18 protein-coding genes and 1 pseudogene are annotated in these 20,376 nt (G+C 70.7%); 6 read left to right on the forward strand and 13 right to left on the reverse strand.

Going from position 1 to position 20,376, the window contains the following annotated elements; all coding sequences use genetic code 11:
• Window positions 1-60: 60 nt before the first annotated feature.
• On the reverse strand, window positions 61-576 hold the full coding sequence (locus MZTS_RS01995; protein WP_009861745.1) for a TspO/MBR family protein: 516 nt from the start codon (window positions 574-576) through the stop codon (window positions 61-63).
• A 97-nt stretch (window positions 577-673) separates the two neighbouring features.
• Between MZTS_RS01995 and MZTS_RS02000 the strand changes: the two genes are divergently transcribed.
• The gene (locus MZTS_RS02000; RefSeq protein ID WP_192280919.1) at window positions 674-1,897 is read left to right on the forward strand and encodes a trans-sulfuration enzyme family protein; all 1,224 of its coding nucleotides are present in this window, start codon (window positions 674-676) and stop codon (window positions 1,895-1,897) included.
• A gap of 90 nt (window positions 1,898-1,987) precedes the next feature.
• On the forward strand, window positions 1,988-2,455 hold the full coding sequence (locus tag MZTS_RS02005) for a hypothetical protein (protein WP_192280965.1): 468 nt from the start codon (window positions 1,988-1,990) through the stop codon (window positions 2,453-2,455).
• A 70-nt stretch (window positions 2,456-2,525) separates the two neighbouring features.
• Here MZTS_RS02005 and mdoH read toward each other — a convergent pair whose 3' ends face one another.
• Window positions 2,526-4,457: a glucans biosynthesis glucosyltransferase MdoH gene (mdoH, locus tag MZTS_RS02010; RefSeq protein WP_192280922.1), complete on the reverse strand. Its 1,932-nt coding sequence runs from the start codon at window positions 4,455-4,457 to the stop codon at window positions 2,526-2,528.
• Window positions 4,458-4,491: 34 nt separating this feature from the next.
• On the opposite strand from mdoH, the gene MZTS_RS02015 reads away from it, so the two are divergent.
• From MZTS_RS02015 to MZTS_RS02025, 3 genes are all read left to right on the forward strand, one after another.
• The gene (locus tag MZTS_RS02015; protein ID WP_192280925.1) at window positions 4,492-6,138 is read left to right on the forward strand and encodes a glucan biosynthesis protein G; all 1,647 of its coding nucleotides are present in this window, start codon (window positions 4,492-4,494) and stop codon (window positions 6,136-6,138) included.
• 69 nt (window positions 6,139-6,207) lie between these two features.
• Window positions 6,208-6,840, forward strand: coding sequence for a PRC-barrel domain-containing protein (locus MZTS_RS02020; protein ID WP_192280928.1), 633 nt, complete (start codon window positions 6,208-6,210; stop codon window positions 6,838-6,840).
• Window positions 6,841-6,876: 36 nt separating this feature from the next.
• Window positions 6,877-7,119 (forward strand): hypothetical protein, encoded by a 243-nt coding sequence (locus tag MZTS_RS02025; protein WP_192280931.1) that lies wholly within the window; start codon window positions 6,877-6,879, stop codon window positions 7,117-7,119.
• 135 nt (window positions 7,120-7,254) lie between these two features.
• On the opposite strand, the gene MZTS_RS02030 is transcribed toward MZTS_RS02025, so the two are convergent.
• From MZTS_RS02030 to MZTS_RS02040, 3 genes are read right to left on the reverse strand one after another with little or no spacing between them, the layout of a single operon-like run.
• Window positions 7,255-8,085 carry an ABC transporter substrate-binding protein gene (locus MZTS_RS02030; RefSeq protein ID WP_192280933.1) on the reverse strand — a complete coding sequence of 277 codons (831 nt, stop codon included), beginning with the start codon at window positions 8,083-8,085 and terminating at the stop codon, window positions 7,255-7,257.
• A complete protein-coding gene (locus MZTS_RS02035) occupies window positions 8,058-8,774 on the reverse strand; it encodes an ABC transporter ATP-binding protein (RefSeq protein ID WP_009864466.1) in 717 nt (238 codons plus the stop codon). The genes MZTS_RS02030 and MZTS_RS02035 overlap by 28 nt, the downstream gene beginning before the upstream one ends.
• Window positions 8,771-9,466: an ABC transporter permease gene (locus MZTS_RS02040; RefSeq protein WP_192280936.1), complete on the reverse strand. Its 696-nt coding sequence runs from the start codon at window positions 9,464-9,466 to the stop codon at window positions 8,771-8,773. Before MZTS_RS02040 ends, MZTS_RS02035 begins: the two co-directional genes overlap by 4 nt.
• A gap of 89 nt (window positions 9,467-9,555) precedes the next feature.
• Here MZTS_RS02040 and MZTS_RS02045 point away from each other — a divergent pair, with 89 nt between their 5' ends.
• Window positions 9,556-10,605, forward strand: a complete 1,050-nt coding sequence (locus MZTS_RS02045) for a substrate-binding domain-containing protein (protein ID WP_192280939.1) — start codon at window positions 9,556-9,558, stop codon at window positions 10,603-10,605.
• A gap of 52 nt (window positions 10,606-10,657) precedes the next feature.
• On the opposite strand, the gene MZTS_RS02050 is transcribed toward MZTS_RS02045, so the two are convergent.
• The 8 genes and pseudogenes from MZTS_RS02050 to MZTS_RS02085 form a co-directional block, all read right to left on the reverse strand.
• A complete protein-coding gene (locus tag MZTS_RS02050; protein WP_192280942.1) occupies window positions 10,658-11,908 on the reverse strand; it encodes a molybdopterin molybdotransferase MoeA in 1,251 nt (416 codons plus the stop codon).
• 3 nt (window positions 11,909-11,911) lie between these two features.
• Window positions 11,912-12,448, reverse strand: a complete 537-nt coding sequence (gene mobB / locus MZTS_RS02055; RefSeq protein WP_192280946.1) for a molybdopterin-guanine dinucleotide biosynthesis protein B — start codon at window positions 12,446-12,448, stop codon at window positions 11,912-11,914.
• Window positions 12,449-12,903: 455 nt separating this feature from the next.
• Window positions 12,904-13,077, reverse strand: a complete 174-nt coding sequence (locus MZTS_RS02060; protein ID WP_009865168.1) for a metallothionein — start codon at window positions 13,075-13,077, stop codon at window positions 12,904-12,906.
• 134 nt (window positions 13,078-13,211) lie between these two features.
• Window positions 13,212-15,080 carry a response regulator gene (locus tag MZTS_RS02065; protein WP_192280949.1) on the reverse strand — a complete coding sequence of 623 codons (1,869 nt, stop codon included), beginning with the start codon at window positions 15,078-15,080 and terminating at the stop codon, window positions 13,212-13,214.
• Entirely contained in the window at window positions 15,077-16,798 is a 1,722-nt protein-coding gene (locus MZTS_RS02070) for a response regulator (protein ID WP_192280952.1), read from the reverse strand. The genes MZTS_RS02065 and MZTS_RS02070 overlap by 4 nt, the downstream gene beginning before the upstream one ends.
• On the reverse strand, window positions 16,795-17,853 hold the full coding sequence (cheB, locus tag MZTS_RS02075; RefSeq protein ID WP_192280968.1) for a chemotaxis-specific protein-glutamate methyltransferase CheB: 1,059 nt from the start codon (window positions 17,851-17,853) through the stop codon (window positions 16,795-16,797). Before cheB ends, MZTS_RS02070 begins: the two co-directional genes overlap by 4 nt.
• Window positions 17,854-17,876: 23 nt before the next feature.
• Window positions 17,877-20,096: a hybrid sensor histidine kinase/response regulator gene (locus MZTS_RS02080; RefSeq protein ID WP_192280955.1), complete on the reverse strand. Its 2,220-nt coding sequence runs from the start codon at window positions 20,094-20,096 to the stop codon at window positions 17,877-17,879.
• A 24-nt stretch (window positions 20,097-20,120) separates the two neighbouring features.
• Window positions 20,121-20,376 (reverse strand): annotated as a pseudogene (locus MZTS_RS02085) (methyl-accepting chemotaxis protein); the annotation flags it as partial.

The raw sequence follows: 20,376 nt of genomic DNA on the forward strand, positions 1-20,376 counted from the left end.
TCCGCGACTGGACGACGTCCCTTACCCGGAAGGGGAAAGATCGGATGTCGCCTCCGATGGTCAATTCATCTGCCAGATGGTCCCGTTCAACAGGCAGGCGAAGCTGACCCAGGCGGCGTAGGGCACGAGCAGCCACGCGGCGGCACGGTCGAAGCGCCAGGACAGGCGGATCGTCCACAGGATCATCGCCAGCATCGCCACCGCCACGATCAGGGCGAGGCCGAGTTCGTGGGCGGCGAAGAAAACTGGCGTCCAAGCGGCGTTGAGGGCGAGCTGTGCCGCGAAGGCCGCGAGCGCCAGCCACCATGCCCGGCGCGCCGGCCCCTGCACCGGCCGGGCCCCCAGCAGGCGCCACAGCGAGACGGCGATCATCGCGTAGAGGATGGTCCAGGCCAGCGGGAACACCCAGTTCGGAGGGTTGAAGGCCGGCTTCCGGATGGTCGTGTACCATTCCTCGATGTTCGCGCCGGTCGAGAGCGAGCCGATGGCCGTCACCAGGGCGACCGGCAGGATCGCGGCGGCGAGCCGGGGAAGCGGCGGCAGGGCCGGCCGCTCGGGGATGTCCAGGGCGCTCATGCGCTGTGCAAAGCTCCGTTCGTTATTTCCCTGCCTTGCCCGCCGGGACGGATTCGCTCAAGCCAAGGACCAATCCCGATAGCGGACGAGGTCATCCATGAGCCGGTCCAACGCGCCCCACGGCGATCCGGATGCAGTGCAGCCCGCGCATCCTGATCTGTCGCCTGAGGAATGGACCCCGCGCACGCTGGCGGCCCAGGCGCTCGGGCGGATCGAACCCGTGACGCGGGCGGTGGTGCCGCCGCTCCATCTCTCGACCACCTATCTGCGCGATCCCGACAACGCCTATCGCTCCGGCTTCTCCTATGCCCGGCCGGACAACGCCACGGCGCGGGAGGCGGAGGACGTGATCGCCGCCCTCGAACGGGCTGAGGCCGGGTCCCTGCTGTTCAGCTCCGGCATGGCCGCGGCGGCGGCCGTGTTCTGCGCCCTGGAGCGCGGCGACCACGTGGTGGCGCCCGAGGTGATGTATTGGGGCCTGCGACGCTGGCTGCGCCAGGAGGCGCCGCGCCTCGACCTCACGGTCGATTTCGTCGCGATGGAGGATCCGGACGCGGTGCGCGCCGCGATCCGCCCCGGCAAGACCCGTCTCGTCTGGATCGAAACGCCGGGCAACCCGCTCTGCACGGTCTCCGACATCGCCGCCATTGCGGAGATCGCCCGGGAGGCAGGCGCCCGCGTGGCGGTCGATTCCACCGCCGTCAGCCCGATCCTGACCCGGCCGCTGGCCCTCGGCGCCGACATCGTCATGCATTCGGCTACCAAGATCCTGAACGGGCATTCGGACGTGGTAGCCGGCGTGCTGGCCGGGGCCCGCAGGGACACGTTCTGGGAACGGCTCGTCGCGATCCGCGCCGGTTGGGGCGCGATCCTCGGACCCTTCGAAGCCTATCTGCTGATGCGGGGCCTGCGGACGCTTCCCTTGCGCGTCGCGGCCCAGAACGAAGGGGCGTTGCGCCTCGCCACCCGGCTCTCCGCGCATCCCCTCGTGAGTGCGGTGCTCTATCCAGGACTCCCTGGGCATCCCGGCCACGCGGTGGCGGCCCGTCAGATGGAGGGCGGCTTCGGCTTCATGCTGTCGATCCGGGTGGCCGGCGGCGAGGCGGCGGCCATCGACACCGCCGCGCGGGTGGCCCTGTGGAAACGGGCGACCTCGCTCGGGGGTGTCGAGAGCCTGATCGAGCATCGCGCCTCGGTGGAGGGGCCGGGGACGCCCTGTCCGCCCGATCTGCTGCGGCTCTCCACCGGGATCGAGGATCCGGACGATCTCTTCCGCGATCTCGATGCCGCCTTGCGCGCCGCACACGGGAAAATCGGCTGACGACGGGTGATTTTTGTGGGCAGAGGCGCCCGGTTGCGCCTGTCCGTGCGTTGTCGGGGCACCGAGCCTCGAACCGTGATGCGACCCGCCATGACGCACCGCTCCGCCCTTCTCGCCGCCCTCCTTTTCGGCGGCGCCTTCGCCGTGGGCGCGGCCCGCGCCGATGATGGCCCACCGAATCTCGACGTCGAGGCCACCTGCAGATCCGCCGAACGGGCGCAGGTGAGCCTCAACGACAACGCCAACAAGGATGCCTGCCTCCATTCCGAGCGCGACGCCCAGGCGGATCTGAAGAAGCGCTGGAACCAGTTTCCGGCGGCGGCCAAGTCCCAGTGCTCGAACCAGTTTCAGGCCGGCGGCTTCCCCTCCTATGTCGAGCTGATCACCTGCCTGGAACTCGCGAGCGGCACCGTACCGGCCCAACCGTCCCAAGGCGGGTCGGCGACCTCCGATGTCGGCGGCAAAACGAGCGGCGGCCGCAAGCAGGGCAGCACCCTCACCCGCGAGCCGTCGCCCGCACAACGCACCAACCCGATCGAGGTGCTGCAGGACCGTTAGCGGGTCATCCCGAGAAAGACCCCTCGGCTTCTCCGAGAAGCCGAAGGGCTGGGCTGTTGCGGGGCGAGGCTCAGTGCAGGGTCGGCGCGCCGGCCTCGTCGATGGCAGCGGGCAGCCACGTGGCGGATTCCCCGGCCGTGATCGCGGCGGAGCCGGCCATCCGGCCCTGATGCAGCTCGACCAGCTCCGGGGCGGGGCGGGTATCGTCCTGAGTGAGGAACAGGCCGCTCGCCTTCGAGGCGAGGCCGAGGCGGGTGCTGCTGGTGAGCACGCTCTGCGCCGGGCTCGTCAGCAGGGCCAGGGCGATCGGAGCCATCCACAGGGCGAGAAGGGTGTCGCCGGAGACGGCCAGCATCACGGCGAGTGCCCCGCCCGCCGCGATCGCGTCGCTCTGGAGGCGGATCGCCTCCGACCAGGGCACGCTGCGGTCGTCGCGGGCCTGGGAATCCCAGCGGACAACCCGGCCGAAGAACGTCGTGATGACCGCGCCCGCCGCGAACAGCGCCATCACCGGCCAGAGCAGCACCCAGATCGCCTGCTCCAGCGCCGCGCTGACGAGGAGCGAGCCGGCGCCGCCGAAATCCGCCCGGCGTTCGCGGGAGGCGAGCACGTAGCCGAGGCTCAGGAGCTTCGGCAGGGCCATGACGGCGATGACGAGGGCGGCGAGCGCCCAGGCGGCCGGGTTGGCGCCGTCGATCCCGTAGCCGATCAGGCCGAGTTCGCCGGAGCGCGCCGCCTGCCACGTGCCCAGCGCCAGGAAGGCGATCCAGAGCGGGTAGACGCAATAGCCCAGGATGCCGACGCCGAGATGCCAGCGGCTGGCGCCGAGCAGCCCCTTCATCGGCAGTACGCGGATATGCTGCAGGTTGCCCTGGCACCAGCGCCGCTCGCGGCCGAGCAGGTCGATCAGGTTGGTCGGCATCTCCTCCCAGGTGCCCCCCATCTCCGGCAGCAGGCGCACCTCCCAGCCGGCGCGGCGCAGCAGCGCCCCCTCGCCGATGTCGTGGCAGAGGATCTCCCCCCCGAGCGGCGGCTTGCCCGACAGCACGGGAAGCTCGGCATTGTTGGCGAAGGCCTCCACGCGCAGGATCGCGTTGTGGCCCCAATAGGAGCCGTCCGGCCCCTGCCATGTCTCCAGGCAGCGCAGCGACAGCGGCGCGTAGAGGCGCACGGCGAATTGCTGGATGCGGGCGAACAGCGTGTCGCGGCCGGCGGCGTAGGAGACGGTCTGGATCAGGCCGAGACGGGGATTCTCTTCCATCAGCCGGGCGAGGCGGCGCATGGCGGCCCCGGTCATCAGGCTGTCGGCATCGAGCACGATCATGAAATCGTATTCGGGCCCGTAGGTCTCGCAGAATTCGGCGATGTTGCCGGCCTTGCGGCCGGTATTCTCGGTGCGGCGCCGGTAGCGGATACGCGGCATGCCCCGGCCCTCGCGCCGGGCCCAGGCCTGGATGCGGGTGAATTCATGCTCCTCGACCGCGCTGATCGCGCCCTCGCGGGTATCCGAGAGGACGAAGATGTCGATGTCCGAGCCGTCGCCACCTTCGCGCTGGAGCGAGCGGGCCATCACCCGGATCGCCGAGAACACCGCGATCGGATCTTCCGCATGGATCGCCACCACGGCGGCGGTGCGGCTGAGCCCGGTGGGACGGCTGGAGATCGTGGCGGCGCGCCGTTCGAGCGCCGAGAGGGCGCGGTCGCCCAGCAGCGCGGTGACGAGACCGTAGATGTACTGCCACGCGGTGAAGGACTGCCACGCCATCAGCACGACGAACAGCCCGAGCACGCCGCGCGCGAGCCAGGTTTCCGGCGGCCCGTAGGCAGCGACCGCCAGGGCGGCGATCAGCGCGGCGGTCGCCACGGTCGGCAGGGCGAGGGCGAGGCGACGCAGCCGGAACGAGGCCGGCCGCAACGCCGGGCCCGCGCCCCTCGGCCGGGCTTGGACACCGGCCCCCGTCTCGACGGTGCGCTCCGCCTGCGGCAAGTCTGGGCTGGACATGGTGGGCGTCGACACTCGCGGGAGAGATGAAGGGATGCCAGGACCATCGGACGCGGACAACGAGGCGCCCGAGAGTGTGGGGGTCTCGCGGCGGGATGTCATCCGCAGCGCCCTCACCGCTACAGCCGGCTTGAGCGTTGCTAGTGTTCTCGATCTGAATGCCGCCAGAACGATGGCTCAACCACGCGAAAACGCTTCATCGACGGACCGGCCGATCACATTCGAGCGGGTTGCCGCCCGCGCCGAAGACTTGGCGCGCGCCGGCTATCGTCCTGCGGCCGACGATCTGCCGGCGGAGTTGGCCGGGCTGAACTATGACGGATTCCAGGCCATCCGCTTCCGCCCCGAGGCGAGCCTGCGGCTCGGCCCGCGCTTCTCGCTGCAGATGTTCCATCGCGGCGGCCTGCATGCCAAGCGAGTGGAGATCTCTCTCCAATCGCCCGAGGGCGGGGTGCGGCCCCTCGCCTACGATCCGTCGCTGTTCGACCTCGGGCCGGAACTCCAGGGCCGCCGCTACCCCGCTTCCCTCGGCTTCGCGGGCTTTCGCATCGCTCACACCTTCGATGCGGCGAGGCCGGACGACCACGAGGAATTCCTCGTCTTCCTCGGCGCCTCCTATTTCCGCCTCAGGGGGCGGAACCAGACCTACGGCCTCTCGGCCCGCGGCATCGCCGTCGATACCGGGCTGCCGAGCGGCGAGGAGTTTCCCGATCTCACCACCTTCTGGATCGACGAGCCGCGCGCGGATGCCGCCTCACTCACGATCCTGGCGCTCCTCGACGGGCCGAGCCTGACAGGCGCCTATCGCTTCACCGTGACGCCGGGCGACTCGTCGGCGGTGGCGGTGGAGACGGCCCTGTTCCCCCGTCGACGCATCGCCGCCCTCGGCCTCGCGCCGCTGACCAGCATGTTCCTCCATGGCGAGAACGGGCCGGGGGTACGGGGAGCCGAGCCCTTCGACGATTTCCGCCCGCAGGTGCACGATTCCGATGGGCTTCTGGTGCAGACGCCCGGCGACCGGCTGTGGCGCCCCCTGGTCAACGGCCGGCCGGCGCCGCAGATCTCGGCCTTCCGCGCGAGCCCGCTCGAAGGGTTCGGGCTGCTGCAGAGGGAGCGGCGCTTCGCGGCCTATCTCGACGTCCAGGCCCGGCACGAGGACCGGCCGGGCCTCTGGGTGACCCCTCAGGGCAGCGGCTTCGGCGCCGGCGCCGTGCGGCTGTTCGAGATCCCGTCCCGGACCGAGGCGACCGACAACATCGTGGCCGCCTTCGTGCCCGAGGCGCCGGTGGAGGCGGGCCGGCCGTTGCGACTCGGCTACGCCCTTGCCACCGTCGGCGCGGAGCCGTCGCCGCCGCTCGCGCGGGTGGTGTCGACCCGGGTCGGCTCCGCCGAGCGGTTGCGCCCAAGTAACCCGCCGACGCCGCAGCGGCGCCTCTACGTCATCGATTTCGAGGGGCCGGGCCTGCCGGACGATCCGACAGCGGACATCGCGGTGGCGCTGTCGGCGAGCGCGGGCGCCTTCGTCGAGCCCTATGCCGAGCGGGTGCCGCAGACCGGCGGCTGGCGTCTCTACGCCGAATTCCGCCCACCGGATCCCTGGCCGGCGGGTGACGTGGTACTGCGCGCCCGCCTCGCCCATGCCGGGCGGGTGATCACCGAGACGTGGGATGCGGTCGCCTGAGCGCCGATGAACTGCCGGGGCCGCCGGCCGTTAACCGGGCGACGATCACCACTGACCCCGGAGACAAGGATGCGCCTCAGGCTGTCCGGCGCGCCGTCGGCCGCGCTCACTTTCGCAGGCCTCGCGCTGCAGCTCGCCCTGTCCTCGGCGCCCGCTTACGCCGAGGCGGCGCCGCGCTTCATCACGCAGCCGGAGGCCGGAACCCTGCGCGGCTCGAAGGTGATCGGCGTCGGCGTGGTCGGGGCGGATCATGTCCGTGTCGGCAAGATCGAGGACGTCCTCCTCGACGGGGCCGGCCGGGTCCAGGCCGTGGTGATCGGCGTGGGCGGTTTCCTTGGCGTCGGCGAGAAATACGTCGCCGTTCCCTTCGACCAATTGGCCTGGAATTTCGGCGACGTGCCCCTCACCGGGGGCGCGTCCTCGGTGGCGACGGTCGATGACGCACCGGGCCGCAAGGCCGCCGACAAGGCGGGCCCCGAGACGATGCCGGGTTCCCAGGTGTCTCCCGAGGTGCTGGGCGCGGTTCAGAACCAGCAGAGCGGCCGGGTGACGGAGGCCACTGGTTCGGTCGAGCCGAAGCGATCCGATTCAGAGCCCGCGACCGTTCTCGTCGGCAGCGACCTGATCCATGCGGAGGTGCGCCTGACCAAGGCGCAGCTCAACGACGCGCCGGCCTTCAGCTTCGACAAGCCGGCGCGATAGGGAACGAGAGCCGCGTTCAGGGGAGTTTCGCGTATCATGAGACACGCCGTCCTCGCCGTCTTCGGCTGGCTCGCCAGTCTGAATCTGGCCCTCGCCCAGGCCACCAACCCCGCCCCGCCGATCTCCGAGACCGGACCTTCCGGTTCGAGTTCGCCGGCGGCGACGGCGGCGGCCACCGACTTCAACTGGGCCTGGATCAGCGTGGTGATCGCGCTGGCCGTGTTGGTGCTGTGGATGGTTGCGCGGCGGCGCCAATCCGGCCCGCCGCCGCGCCGATAAGACCTTCTTCGCGCGCTGGCGCGGCGCGGTCGGACCAGATCCGTTCGATCCCTTCGGGATGGCGGATCTGGGCTTCGCGCAAACGCCGTGCGGGCTTGCCGAGACGGGAACCGCTTCGATCAAGCGGATCCCGTCTCAGCCCTTCTTCGCGCTCGGGAAGAACAGCTGCTCACCGCCGATCTTGTAATCGGCGATGGCCTGCTGGCCCTCGGGCGAGACCAGCCAATCGATGAAGGCCTGGCCCTCCTTCACCTTCACGGTCGGGTGCTTGTCCGGGTTCACCAGCATCACGCCGTAGGGGTTGAACAGGCGGGGATCGCCCTCGACGAGGATGGTGAGGTCGCCTCGGTTCTTGAACGAGAGCCACGTGCCGCGATCCGCCAGGATGTAGGCGCCGAGCGAAGAAGCGGTGTTGAGTGCCGGGCCCATCCCCTGGCCGACATCGCGGTACCACTCACCCTTCGCCGCAGCGAGATCGACGCCCGCCTCCTTCCAGCTTCGCAATTCGGCGCTGTGGGTGCCCGAGCGGTCGCCGCGCGAAACGAAGGGCGCCTTCGCCGCCGCGATCTTGCGGAAGGCTTCGTCGACCTTTCCGCCGCGGATGCCGGCCGGATCGTCCTTGGGGCCGATCAGCACGAAATCGTTGTACATCACGTCCTGCCGCCCCTTCGCGAAGCCCTCCGTCACGAACTTGTCCTCCGCCGGCCGGTCATGGACCAGCACCACGTCGGCATCGCCGCGGCGGGCGGCGTCGAGGGCTTGGCCGGTGCCGAGCGCCACCACCTTCACCTCGATGCCGGTCTTCTTCTGGAACAGCGGCAGGATGTGCTTGAACAGGCCCGACTGCTCCGTCGACGTCGTGGAGGCGACGACGATCGAGGCCGGCTCGGCATGGGCTCCGGGCAAGACGGTGGCGAAGGCGGCGAGGAGCCCAAGGGTCAGGAAGCTGCGGCGAACGAAGTCCAAGGCAATTCTCCGGTGAGATAGGCCCGCGCCTCGGCGGTGCGGGGCGAGAAGAGGACGGATCGAGTGGGGCCCCGCTCCGCGGCTCGGCCGGCGGAGAGCACGACGACCTCCTCGGCGAGCCGGGCGACCTGTCCGAGATTGTGCGAGACGAGGAGCACCGTGGTGCCCGCCCGTGCCATCTCGGCGATCAAGCTCTCGATCGTCTCCGTCGCGGCGGGGTCGAGGCTCGCGGTCGGCTCGTCGAGGAGCAGGAGATCGGGCTGCATCGCCCAGGCGCGGGCCAGCACCAGCCGCTGCTGTTCGCCTCCCGAGAAGCGCGTCGCCGCGTCGTTCGCCCGGTCGGAAAGGCCGACCCGCTCCAGGGCGGCGGCGACGCGCTCGGCCCGCTCGCGCCGGGACAGCGTCAGGGCGGCGAGGCCGAGGGCGAGATTGGCCGCGGCGCTCGCCCGCACCAGGGCGGGACGCTGGAACACGAAGGCACGGCGTCCGGGTGCCAACCGAACCGATCCCGAATCCGGCCGCAGCAGGCCGTCGATGATCCGCAGGGTCACGCTCTTGCCGGCCCCGTTGGGACCGATCAGCGCGGTGACGCCCCGTGCGGGGATCCCCACGCTGAGGCGGTCGAGGATCGTCCGCCCGTCGCGCGCCAGACTGACCTCGTCCAGTTGAATGGCGAAGGGGGCGCTCATCCGTAGGCCCGCGCCGCGTGGCCGCGCAGCACCGCGACGGCGGCGTTCACGCTCAGCACGAGCCCCATCAGCACGAGGCCGAGGGCGAGGGCGAGGCTGAGGTCGCCTTTCTGGGTCTCGAGCGAGATCGCCGTGGTCATGGTGCGGGTATGGCCGTCGATGTTGCCGCCGACGACCAGCACCGCGCCGATCTCCGAGATCGCCCGCCCGAAGGCGGCCAGGGCGGCGGTGACCAGGGAGAAGCGCGTGTCGTAGATCAGCACGCCGGCCCGCCGCAGGGCCGGCAGGCGGAGCGAGCGCAGCTGCTCGCCGAGATGCGCCTCCGCATCGGCCACGACCTGACGCGTCAATGCGGCCACGAGCGGCGTTGCCAGCACCGCCTGCGCCGCCACCATGGCCCCGGGCGTGAACAGCAGGCCGAAGGGGCCGAGCGGCCCGGACCGCGAGAGCGCGAGGTACAGCACCAGCCCGACGATGACCGGCGGCAGCCCCATGAAGGTGTTGAGCAGGCCGACCACGGCACCGCGCCCCGGAAAGCGCGCCACGGCGATGAGGGCGCCGAGCGGAATGCCGAGCAGGAGCCCGATCCCGACCGCCATGAGGCTGACGCGCAGGGACAGCCACGCGATCGCCAGGACATCCCGGTCGAGCGTCCAGAGGCGGCAGAGCGTCTCCTGAAAGGTCTGGCTCAAATGTTAGGCTCGCGGGCGGGCCGGGGCTGTGCGCAACACCCTCCGATGCTACGTCGCTCCTCGCAAGATCAATAGGAAAGGCTTTGCATATGGCGGCGGATGACGAGGCCTCCCACCCGGTACGGTCGCTCGGCGTTCGTCTGCAGGTGGAGGGCTGGTGCGAGGGGCCCTTCGCCTTTCCGATCAGGGGCGCCCGCACGCTCCTCGAAGCACTCGCCGCGACCGGCTCCCTCCAGGCGTCGGCGGACGCGCTCTCGATCTCCTACCGCTCGGCCTGGGGCCAGCTCGCGGCACTGGAACAGGCCCTCGGCCGTCCCGTCGTCGTGAAGACCAAAGGGCATGGCAGCAGCCTCACGCCCTTCGGCACCGCGCTGCTCACTCTGCTGCAGGCCTCACAGGTCCGTCTCGCACCGGCGCTCGCTGCGGAGGAGATGGCCTTGACCGATGGCCTGCGCCGGCTGCTGGAGCCGGCCTCTGCCCGCCTCCGCCTCGCGGCCAGCCACGATCCGCTCCTGTTGGAGATCGTGGAGACCCGGCCCGACATCGACCTGATGGTGGCCGGCAGCCTCGATGCCCTGGCGCGGCTGCGCGAGGGGACGGTCGATGCCGCGGGCTTTCATTACGGGTCGGATGGCCCCCCGCCATCGCCGTTCCACGCCCTGTTCCGGGATCGGGCCCTGATCGTCGTGCCGCTGTTCCGCCGGGAGCAGGGATGGATGCTCGCCGCCGGCAATCCCCTCGGCCTGACCGGTATCGCCGACATCGCGGCGCGGCGGGCCCGCTTCGTGAACCGGCAGCGCGGCGCCGGCACCCGGATCTGGTTCGAGCGGCTCTGCGCCGAAGCCGGCCTCCGCCCGGAGGCCATCGTCGGTCACCAGACGGAAGAGTTCACCCACCAAGCGGTCGCCGCGCTGATCGCCACCGGTGCGGCCGATGCCGGGATGGGCACCCGCGCGGTCGCCGAGCGCTTCGCTCTGGAATACCGGCCACTGGGCTGGGAGACCTATTTCCTCGCCGCCCGCGCGAGCCTTGAACCCGGGCGGCTGTCGCATTTCTGCACACAGGTGCAGCGTCGCGCCGGACACGCCTCGGGTTACGCAGCCCCCGAAGCGCAGGTGTTTCCCGTGAGCGGAAGGTGAGCCCGAGGGGCCGCGTCAGGGCCGCAGACCCGGCAAGGCACCGATCCGACCTCTACCAGAGCAGGGCGTGCGGGTAGTAGGCGAGCGTGTCGCCGGAGGCGATGCCGACCGCATCGTCGGGCAGTTCGACGAGGCCGTCGCTCTCGGTGAGCGAGGTGAGTACTCCCGCCCCGTCACGCGGGAATTTCCGGGCTTCGATGGTTCCGTCCGCTCCGCGAGCGAGGCTGACGCGGACGAATTCCCGGCGGCCCGCCTTCTTGCGGTAGGCGAAGCCTGCCCGCACCGGCCAGGACAGGGGCGGTTCGTAAATCGCGCCGCCGAGTCGGGCGAGGAGTGGCCGCACCACGAAGAGCAGGGTGACATAGACCGCCACCGGATTGCCCGGCAGGCCGAGGAACGGGGTGCCGGCCACGAGCCCCGCTGCCACCGGGCGGCCGGGCTTGATCGCGAGACGCCACAGCATCAGCCGGCCCTGCGCCTCCACGGCCGCCTTCACGTGATCCTCCTCGCCGGTCGAGACACCGCCGGTCGTGAGAATGAGATCGTGGTCCCGCGCCGCTTCCGCGAGGTGCCCCGGCAGGGTGGTGGGATCGTCGCGCAGGATGCCGAGATCGCTCACGGTGACGCCGAGGCGGGTCAGCAGGATCGCGAGCAAAACCCGGTTGGAATCATGGATCGCGCCCGGCCGCAGGGGAGCGCCCGGCTCCGTCAGTTCGTCGCCGGTGGAGAACAGCGCGACCCTGAGGCGGCGGCGCACGGCGATGTGCCCGTGCCCCGTCGCGGCGGCGAGCGCCAGATCCTGCGGCCGCAGGCGCCGCCCGACGGGGATGGCGAGCGCGCCCTTCCCAAGATCCTCGCCGGCCGGCCGCGCATTGGCGCCGCGCTTCAGGCCCGGCGGCAGGGTGACCCGGTCGCCGTCCCGGCGCACATCCTCCTGCATGAACACGGTGTCGGCGCCCGGCGGCATCGGCGCGCCGGTGAAGATGCGGATGGCCCCACTCAACTGAGCGGTTCCGGCCTCGGCCCCGGCCGCGAGCCGTCCGCTCACCGGCAGGACGGTCTCGGTCTCGGGGTTCAGGTCGGCGAAGCGCACGGCATAGCCGTCGACGGCCGCGTTGGCGAAGGGCGGCAGGTCGTGCCCGGCGAAGACGTCCTGCGCCGCGATCCGTCCGTCGGCGAGGTGGAGCGGAATGGTCTCGATGTCGGCGAGCAGGGGGAAGCGCTCGGCGATCTGCGCCACCGCGTCCTCGATCCGCATCGGCTTCGCCCCGAAGGCGAAGCAATCGTCGCTGAGCTGTGCCATGGCTCAAGACCTTTCCAGATTGGCGAGCACCGTATCAAGGGGCTCGGCCCGGTCGAGGACGAGGTCGGCGATGGCAGCGATGTCATCGAGCCCCACCACCGGCAGCCCGGCCTGCGGAAAGGCAACGTCGCTGGCGATGCCGACGATGCGCGGATCGTCGGGATGGAGCGGTGGGCGGCCGTTCGCGGCGCGAAACACCTCCAGCTTCGGATGGGTCTCGCGCTTGAACCCCTCGATCAGGACCAGCCCCTCCGGCGTCAGCCGCCGCAGCAGATCGGGAAGCCGCGCTTCCGCCCCCTCCTCGACCTCGCGGATCTGTGCCCAGCGCCGGGCCGAGGAGACGATGACCTCGCTCGCTCCCGCCTGCCGGTGAACGTGGGAATCCTTGCCGGGCTGGTCGATGTCGAAAGTGTGGTGGGCGTGCTTGAGGGTCGCGACCCGGACTGCGCGGGCGACGAGAACGGGGATGAGGCGCGCGAGCAGGGTGGTCTTGCCCGCTCCGCTCCAGCCGGCAAGGCCGATCACGCGCAGGCCGGTCACCGGCGGCTTCTCCTCGCAACGGGGTCACGCCGTCTCAGGGTCATGGCGGCTTCCGGCATGTTTGCGCAGCGCAATGTCGGCTACGGACGCGGTATATCCCGATCCGCTCTGCTTTGGCGAAAGGTTCGGGCGTCGCGACGTGCGCAGGGAGAAGCCTCAGGCCTTGCCCCATTCCATCATCGCGAGCGGAGGCTTGGCGAACATGCTGCGCGAGTTGGCGTCTCTCACAAAACTTCCGTTGCGCCGTCGCGGCCAGAGAGGACGCGATGCAGAATCGGGAGTTTTGTGAGGCACTCCTAGCCGGGCCAATCGGCGTCCAGGATGGCCACGGCTTCGGCATCGCCTCACCATGGCGATGGGAACCCGCTTTGCGGGCAATCGAGCCGGAAAACGGCTTTCCGACCTGGGCTGCCGGAGTCGTCAGGTGCGACAGCCCCGGTCACCCTTGAGAAAGATCAGCCGTGGCAGGTGCAGCCGGCGTGATCGCAGCCGGCGTGGTCGGGATGGCCCTCTGCGCACTCGTCGCAGCAGAACGACTTGTCGTCACGCTTCACTGCCTTGGACAGCGAGACCACGCAGACGCAGTCCGGACAGGCACATTTCACCATTTCGACATCGACGCTGGCCATCGCACATCCCCTCGAGATGAATTTTCCGCGCCGGGATCCAGCCCGCGCACAATCATCTTCCTCCGGGTGGTTTCAGAGTGCAATCCTCGCGCACAAGGTTCAGCGGGCGTTGGGTGAGCCGTGGCGAATCGGCCTCAGGCCGCGCCTGCGAGCAACTGCGAGATGCGGGCGGCGAGTTCGGCGGAAGCGAAGGGCTTCGTCATCACCGGCAGATCCTCCGGGATCTGCACCGCCTCCGCATGGCCCGTCAGCAGCAGCACGGGGACGCCGGAGAAGCGCTGCCGGATCGCGGCGGCGAGCTCAACGCCGGTCATGCCCGGCATGGCGAGATCGGCGACCACGAGGTCGAAGCCGTGGCCCTGCTCCATCAGGGCGAGCGCGCTGCGCCCGTCCGAGGCCTCGGTTTCGTCGTAGCCGAAATCATTGAGGAAGGAGGCGGTCACGTGGCGGACCTCCTCGTCGTCGTCGACCACGAGGATGCGGGCGGGGATCGCTGCCGGCGGAGCGGCCGGGGCGGCTTGAACGGAGGCGCCCTCGGTGACGCCCTCGGCCCGCGGCAGGGCGAGATCGATCCGGGTGCCTTGTCCCACCTCGCTGGTGATGCGCAGCCGTCCGCCCGCCTGCTGGGCGAGGCCGAACACCATGGCGAGCCCGAGCCCGGTGCCCTGCCCCACCGCCTTGGTGGTGAAGAACGGCTCGCAGACCCGCTCCAGAATCTCCGGCGGGATACCGGTGCCCTCGTCGGCCACGGTGACGACCGCGTAGGTACCCGGCTTGAGGTCGGGATCGTCTTGGATCTCGGCCCGACGGGTTGAGATGGTGATGGTGCCGCCCTCCGGCATCGCGTCGCGGGCGTTGATGCAGAGGTTGAGCACCGCGAGTTCGAGCTGGTCCGGATCGACCAGGGCGAAGGGGATGCCGGGCTCCAGATCCCGGACGACGCGGACGAGGCTGCCCAGGCTCGATCCGAACAGGGCGCTCATGCCTTCGATCAGGGCGTTCGGATCGACCGGACGGGCATGGGCGTCGTTGGAGCGGCTGAAGCTCAGGAGCCGCTTGGTCAGCGCCGAGCCGCGCTGTGCCGCGCCGGTGGCGTTGTCGACCAAGCGCTTGACCCGCGGCTGGTCGGCGATCTTGGGGCCGACCAGTTCGAGGCTGCCGAGGATCGCGGTGAGCAGGTTGTTGAAATCGTGGGCGATGCCGCCGGCCAGGGTGCCCAGCGCCTGCATCTTGTCGGATTGGCGCAGGCGTGCCTCCAGGCTCTTCTGCTCGGTGACGTCCCGTTCGATGGTGGCGAGATGGGTCACCTCGTCGGTGACGCCGCGGATCGGCACGCGGATGACGTGGGACCAGCGCTCGGCGCCGATGGCGCCGCTGGCGATCACCGTGGAACCGGCATGCCCGAGGCCGATCGCCCGGCCGTCGGCGGCCTGAGCCTCGCGGGATTCGGGCGTCCCGGCGATCTCGTCCTCGGTGCGGCCGAGGCAACTCGCGACATCGCTGCCGATGAGGGCGGCCTTGCGGGCGTTGAGGCGGACGAAACGGCCCGACGCATCCTTGAAGGAGATCGCCTCCTCGGCATGGTCGAGCAGGCCGTGCAGCAATGCCCGCTCGGTAGCGAGGTCGCGGCCGAGGCGGTGGCGCTCGTAGGCATTGCGCACGGTGGCGCGCAGAAGGGTCGGGTCCCAGGGTTTGGCGACGTAGCCGATGATGCCGCCGCGATTGAGCGCGGCGATCACCGCCGAGATGTCGGCGTAGCCGGTGAGCAGGATGGCCTGTGCCTCGTGGAAGCTGCGAGCCTCGGCGAGCAGGGCGTCGCCGGTCATGCCGGGCATGCGCTGATCGGAGACCACGACAGCGATATCGGGTTCGGCGCGCAGGAGTTCGAGCGCTTCCTCCGGCTTCGATGAGGTCAGAACCCGGTATTCGTCCTCGAACAGATCTTCGAGAGCGATCAGGATGTCCGGCTCGTCATCGACGGCCAGGATCGTGCCTTTGCTCATACCGGTGCCGGCTGCCTTGGAATGCTGATGATGAAGCTCGCGCCGCCGCCCGGCGCCGTCTCGACGGTCAACGAGCCGCTATGCGCCTGAACGACGCTGTACGCAATCGCCAAGCCGAGGCCCGTGCCCGAGCCGACCGGCTTCGTGGTGAAGAAGGGCTCGAAGATCTTTTCGCGCAGATCCTCGGGAATACCCGGCCCCGTGTCGCTGATACGGATCATGTCCGTCTCGGCATCCGAATAGGTGGCGACGGTGATCGTGCCGTCACCCTGGATCGCGTCGGCGGCATTGCCGAGAATGTTCATGACGACCTGATTGAGCAGCGCCGGCGTGCAGTTGATCTCCGCCCGTCCGGAAAAATCGCGGTTCACCGTGATCCGCGTGCCGAGCTTGTGCTGGATCAGCGCCAGCACCGTTTCGATCGCCTCCGGCACGTTGACGAGGCCGCGCTCGCCCTCGTCGAGTCGGGAGAATTTCCGCAGATTGAGGACGAGGTCCTGGATGCGGGTGAGGCCGAGTCGCATCGAGCCGACCCGGTCGCGGGCCTTGGCCAGCGCCCGCGCCCCATCGGGTGCGTCCGGCGTCGGCAATTCGCCGAGCAGGCGCTCCACCGTGCCTTGATGTGCGAGAATGAAGGCGAGCGGGTTGTTGATCTCGTGGGCGATGCCGGCCACCAACTCGCCGAGCGAGGCCATCTTGGCAGCCTGGACCAGCTTGGCCTGCGCCTCGGTCAGCTTGCGGTTGGCGTCTTCGAGGTCGCGATTGGCCTGTTCGAGGGCATCGGCCAGGGCGGCCCGGGCGGCGGCGGCCTCGGCCTCGGCGCGGGCCCGCTCGACTGCCCGCTCGCGGTCGCCGAACTCGCCGGAGATGCGGCGGTTGTCCTCCTCCAGCAGGCGGCGGCGCACGAGGCCGCGCACCCGCATCGCCAGCACCTCGCCATCGGCCTTGGACACCACGTCGTCGGCCCCGGCGGCGAAGGCGGCGATCAGCAGCGCCTTGTCGGGGGTGGCGCCGGCCATGCCGACGAGGGGGAAGGCGTGGCCTCCAGCCTCCGTGGCCGCGAGGCGGCGCTCCGCGATCTCCGTGCACAAAGCGAGGCCGTCATAGGCGCTGCCGACGAGGTCGAGGGTGACGCAGTCGAAGCCCGCGCCCGGTTCGTCCAGGGCCGCCAGCGCCGCCGAACGGTCGGAGGCGGCGATGACGGTGTGCCCCTCCTGGGTCAGCAGGCCGGTGAAGAAGACGCGATAGGTCGCGCTTCCATCCACGATCAGCACCCGGCCGCGGCGGAAGGCGGCGCCGGAGGGGCCCTCCGCCGTCCCGCTCTTGCGCTCGCGCAGCAGCGCGCGGATGCGCAGCACCAGAAGGTCGCGGTCGGCGGATTTCTCGACATAGGCGTCGGCTCCGCTCTCGAAGCCGTGGCGCTCGCCGTTGCGGGCGCTCGTCAGCATCACCACCGGCAGCGCGCGGGTGCGCAGGGACAGCCGCATCTGCCGGGTGAACTCGTCGCCGTTCATGCCGGGCAGATGGTGGTCGGCGACGACCAGATCCGGCAGGTCGGTGTTGAGGAGATCGAGCGCGGCCTCCGCCGTGGCGCAACGCTGCACCGAGAAGCCCTGTGCCTCGAGCTGAAGACGCAGTTCCAGGGCCTGCGTCTCGGAATCCTCCACCAGCAGCAGCCGGTGGACCGGAACGGGATTCGGGGCGGCACCCGCCGTCATGACGGTTTCCTTTGCGCGAGCCGGACGAGGTGGGGCGCCACGTGATCGAGGGGCAGCACCCGCGCGGCGGCGTTGAGGCGCACCGCCGCCGCCGGCATGCCGTAGACGACGGCGCTGCTCTCATGTTCGGCCACCGTGGCGGCGCCGGCCTTGCGCATCTCCAGAAGCCCCTGTGCGCCGTCCTCGCCCATTCCCGTGAGCAGGACACCGATTCCCTGCGGACCGGCCTGCCGGGCGACAGAGCGGAACAGGACGGTCGCGGCCGGGCGCTGGCCGCCGACGGGGGCCGCGTCGCTGACGCGCAGCACGCCGTGGGGGCCGAGTTCGAGGTGCCGGTCTCCGGGGGCGACGTAGACATGCCCGGCCTGCATGGTCTGGCCGTCCCGCGCCACGGCGACGGAGAGCGGCACCACCCCGTCGAGCCAGCTGGCGAAGCCGTCCATGAAGGCCGCGCCCATGTGCTGGACGAGGAGAACGGGCAGCGGGAACTCTGCCGTGAGGCCGCCGATCATCTTGGCCAGAGCGGGGGGGCCGCCGGTCGAGGCGGCCACCGCCAGGACGCTCGGCGTCGCCTGCGCCTCGAACACGGCGGGCGTTTCCGGGATGGGGCTGGCCTTCCGCTCGTTCCATCCCGCGCCGATGGGACGGCGGCGGATCACCGGCACGGCGGCCATGATGCGCAATTGCGTGCAGATCTCGCCGGCCACCGCCTCGTAGCCGTCATTGGTCGTGGCGACCGGCTTCTCGACCACGGAGAGGGCGCCGGCCCGCAGGGCGTTCATCGAGATCTTGAGCGAAGCATCCTCGACCGAATCGGCGATCACCACGATCGGCGTCGGCCGGTCGGCCATGATCCGGCGGGTCGTCTCCAGCCCGTCGATTCCCGGCAGGCGGATATCCATGGAGATCACGTCCGGCCGCAGGGTCGCGATGGCCGCGAGCGCCGCTTCGCCGGATTCGACCGCGCCGGCCAGTTCGAGCCGGGGATCGCGGGCGATGATGTGAGTCAGCAGGATCCGCACCACCAGCGAATCCTCGACCACCAGCACGCGCACGCGTGGAAGCGCGATATCCCCGTTCACAGCAATTGACCGATGGTATCCAAGAGTTCGCGCTGATCGAACTTCTGTTTGGTGAGATAGGCGTCGGCGCCGAGCTGAAGGCCGCGGGCCACGTCTTCCTCGTCGCCGCGGGAAGTCATCAGCACGATCGGCAGGCGGGCGAAATCCTCTTCCGCCCTCAGCGCCTCGACCAAGCCGAAGCCCGTGAGGCGCGGCATCTCCACATCCGCCACGACGAGATCGACGGGCTCGATGCGCGCGCGCAGGCGGTCGAGCGCCTCCTGCCCGTCCACGCAGACGATCACGCGGTAGCCCGCAGCTTCCAAGATGCTCTTCTCCAGGGTGCGGGTGGTGATCGAATCATCGACAACGAGAATCGTCGAACGTCGTTTTTCCGGCATCGTTCCGTTGCCGGGATCGTGCGCCCCCGGTTGTGGCCGCGCGGCCCGCGGGCCGGCCCGCCCGAGGCGGTCGATCAGGCCATCGGGGTCGAGGACGAGGACCGGAATGTCCGTGCCGAGGATCACCGTTCCGGTGACGAGGCTGGCATCGTTGCCGATGGGCGGAGCCGGCAACACGAGGAGCGTCCGTACCTCGTCGAGCCGATCGACCGCGAGCAGGCAGCGGCCGCGCGTGCCGCGCAGGCGGATGACCGGGATCGTCGTGCCCTCCGGACGGCCGGGCCTCGCCCCCAGCAGCTCACTCAGGTCGCCGAGGGGCAGGGTGAGCCGTTCCCCGCCCTCTCCCTGAACCTGCGCGACGGGACGGCCCGACACCGTGTCGAGGGATGCCGGATCGAGCCGCGACAGCGCCTCCGCCGCCCCGCTCGGCAAGGCGTAGCGGGTGCCGCCGGCCTCGACGATCAGCACCGGCCGCCGGGCGGCTGAGAGGGGCAGGGTGAGAATCAGCGAGGTGCCGTGCGGCGCGCGGCGGGCGAGTCGCGCCTGCCCGTGCAGGGAGCGGGCCACCTCGGCCACCACCGACAGGCCCATGCCGCGGCCGGATAGGGCATCGACCGCGCCCGCGGTCGAGAAGCCGGGCTCGAAGGGCAGCGCCAGCAGCTCCTCCGCGTCGAGGCTGTCTCCCGGCGCCACCAGACCCCGCTCCCGCCCGGTCGCCTCGATGGCTGCGAGGTCCGGGCCGCGACCGTCGTCGTGGATGCCGAGCACGAGGCGCCCGCCCTGGGCCTCGACGGTGAGCTGGATCGACAGCGCTGCCGGCTTGCCCTGGCGCCGCCGCGCCTCCGCATCCTCCGCCCCGTGGCTCAGGGCATTGCGCAGGGCGTGCAGCACCGGGTCCTTGAGGGCCTGGAGCATCGAGCGCTCTACCGGCAGGTCGAGGCCGCGGGTGCTCACCTCCACGTCTCGGCCATCGGCCCGCGCCCTGTCGCGCACGGCGCGGGCGAGGCCGCCGAAGACCGTCTCGGCCGGCACCAGAGCGAGGCGTTCGGCCTCCTCGCGCAGGCGCCGCGCCGCCGTTTCGACGGACAGGACAGCAGCCTTGTGGCCCTGGGCGAGATCGGCCGCCTCGCGGGACAGGGTGCCGAGTCCGCTCTCGATCTCGGCGAGCGCCCGGCGCAGGCTCGCAACTTCCGACTCGTCCTCTCCCGTCATCGCACGGCGGGCAGCCTCGGCGCGACGGCGAAGCTCCCCCGCATGTGCCGAAAGCCGGGCGATCCGGCCGGCGACGGCTCCCTGACCCGGCAGGGCGGCCCAGAGCCCGTGGCTCGCCCGCGTCAGCGCTTCCACTGCCGCCGCGGGCACCCGCAGCACCGCCTGCGACGGCTCGGCCAAGGGCTCGGCTGCGACCGCCGCAGGAAGCGCGGGAGTGGCGGCCTCGGCAGCAGGCGCGGCGGGAGGAGACACCGGAATGGCAACCGCCTCGGAATCGAGACAGGCATTCAGGGCAGCGATCGCATCCTCCGGCATCACCGCCTGTCCGCCCGCGGCGACGTAGGCTTCGATGCGGTCGAGGGCGAGATGGGTTGCCGCCCTCGCCGCCCGGTCCAGGGGGCGGCCTCCGCTGCTGATGCGCTCGAACAGGGCTTCGAGCTGGTGCGCAACAGCCTCGACCGGCGGCAGATCGACGGCGCGGGCGGCTCCCTTCAGGCTATGGGCGCGACGAAAGACATCCTGCCAATCGACAGGACCCTCCGTCGCGAGCGCGGCACGGATGGCGTCGAGATGCTCCCGGTGCTCGACCTCGAAGGCGGCGAGAAGCTGCTGGCGAATATCCATGCGGCGGGCGGCTCTCGCGATCCGTCAAAACCGATAGCGCTCGGCGAGGGCCATCAGGTTCTGGGCCAGCTCGGTGAGGTTGGCCGAGGCGGTCTCGACCTCGCGGGTGCCGGCGGCCGTCTGCTGGCTCGCCTGGCGGATGTTCTGCAACGCCCCCATCACCTGCTCGATGCCGAGCTGCTGCTGGTTGGTCGAGGCCACGATCTGCTGGAAGGTCTGGACCCCCTCCTCCACCCGTGCCGCCATCTCCTCGATGGTGTGCACCGTCGCATCGGTGCGG

The organism is Methylorubrum zatmanii (assembly GCF_014845115.1).
Classification (GTDB): domain Bacteria; phylum Pseudomonadota; class Alphaproteobacteria; order Rhizobiales; family Beijerinckiaceae; genus Methylobacterium; species Methylobacterium zatmanii.

What these genes read in the sequence shown, in the direction of transcription:
- MZTS_RS01995 (WP_009861745.1), bottom strand. Translation starts at nt 576, where the DNA reads ATGAGCGCCCTGGACATCCCCGAGCGGCCGGCCCTGCCGCCGCTTCCC.
- MZTS_RS02000 (WP_192280919.1), top strand. Translation starts at nt 674, where the DNA reads ATGAGCCGGTCCAACGCGCCCCACGGCGATCCGGATGCAGTGCAGCCC.
- MZTS_RS02005 (WP_192280965.1), top strand. Translation starts at nt 1,988, where the DNA reads ATGACGCACCGCTCCGCCCTTCTCGCCGCCCTCCTTTTCGGCGGCGCC.
- mdoH (WP_192280922.1), bottom strand. Translation starts at nt 4,457, where the DNA reads ATGTCCAGCCCAGACTTGCCGCAGGCGGAGCGCACCGTCGAGACGGGG.
- MZTS_RS02015 (WP_192280925.1), top strand. Translation starts at nt 4,492, where the DNA reads ATGCCAGGACCATCGGACGCGGACAACGAGGCGCCCGAGAGTGTGGGG.
- MZTS_RS02020 (WP_192280928.1), top strand. Translation starts at nt 6,208, where the DNA reads ATGCGCCTCAGGCTGTCCGGCGCGCCGTCGGCCGCGCTCACTTTCGCA.
- MZTS_RS02025 (WP_192280931.1), top strand. Translation starts at nt 6,877, where the DNA reads ATGAGACACGCCGTCCTCGCCGTCTTCGGCTGGCTCGCCAGTCTGAAT.
- MZTS_RS02035 (WP_009864466.1), bottom strand. Translation starts at nt 8,774, where the DNA reads ATGAGCGCCCCCTTCGCCATTCAACTGGACGAGGTCAGTCTGGCGCGC.
- MZTS_RS02045 (WP_192280939.1), top strand. Translation starts at nt 9,556, where the DNA reads ATGGCGGCGGATGACGAGGCCTCCCACCCGGTACGGTCGCTCGGCGTT.
- MZTS_RS02050 (WP_192280942.1), bottom strand. Translation starts at nt 11,908, where the DNA reads ATGGCACAGCTCAGCGACGATTGCTTCGCCTTCGGGGCGAAGCCGATG.
- MZTS_RS02060 (WP_009865168.1), bottom strand. Translation starts at nt 13,077, where the DNA reads ATGGCCAGCGTCGATGTCGAAATGGTGAAATGTGCCTGTCCGGACTGC.
- MZTS_RS02065 (WP_192280949.1), bottom strand. Translation starts at nt 15,080, where the DNA reads ATGAGCAAAGGCACGATCCTGGCCGTCGATGACGAGCCGGACATCCTG.
- MZTS_RS02070 (WP_192280952.1), bottom strand. Translation starts at nt 16,798, where the DNA reads ATGACGGCGGGTGCCGCCCCGAATCCCGTTCCGGTCCACCGGCTGCTG.
- MZTS_RS02080 (WP_192280955.1), bottom strand. Translation starts at nt 20,096, where the DNA reads ATGGATATTCGCCAGCAGCTTCTCGCCGCCTTCGAGGTCGAGCACCGG.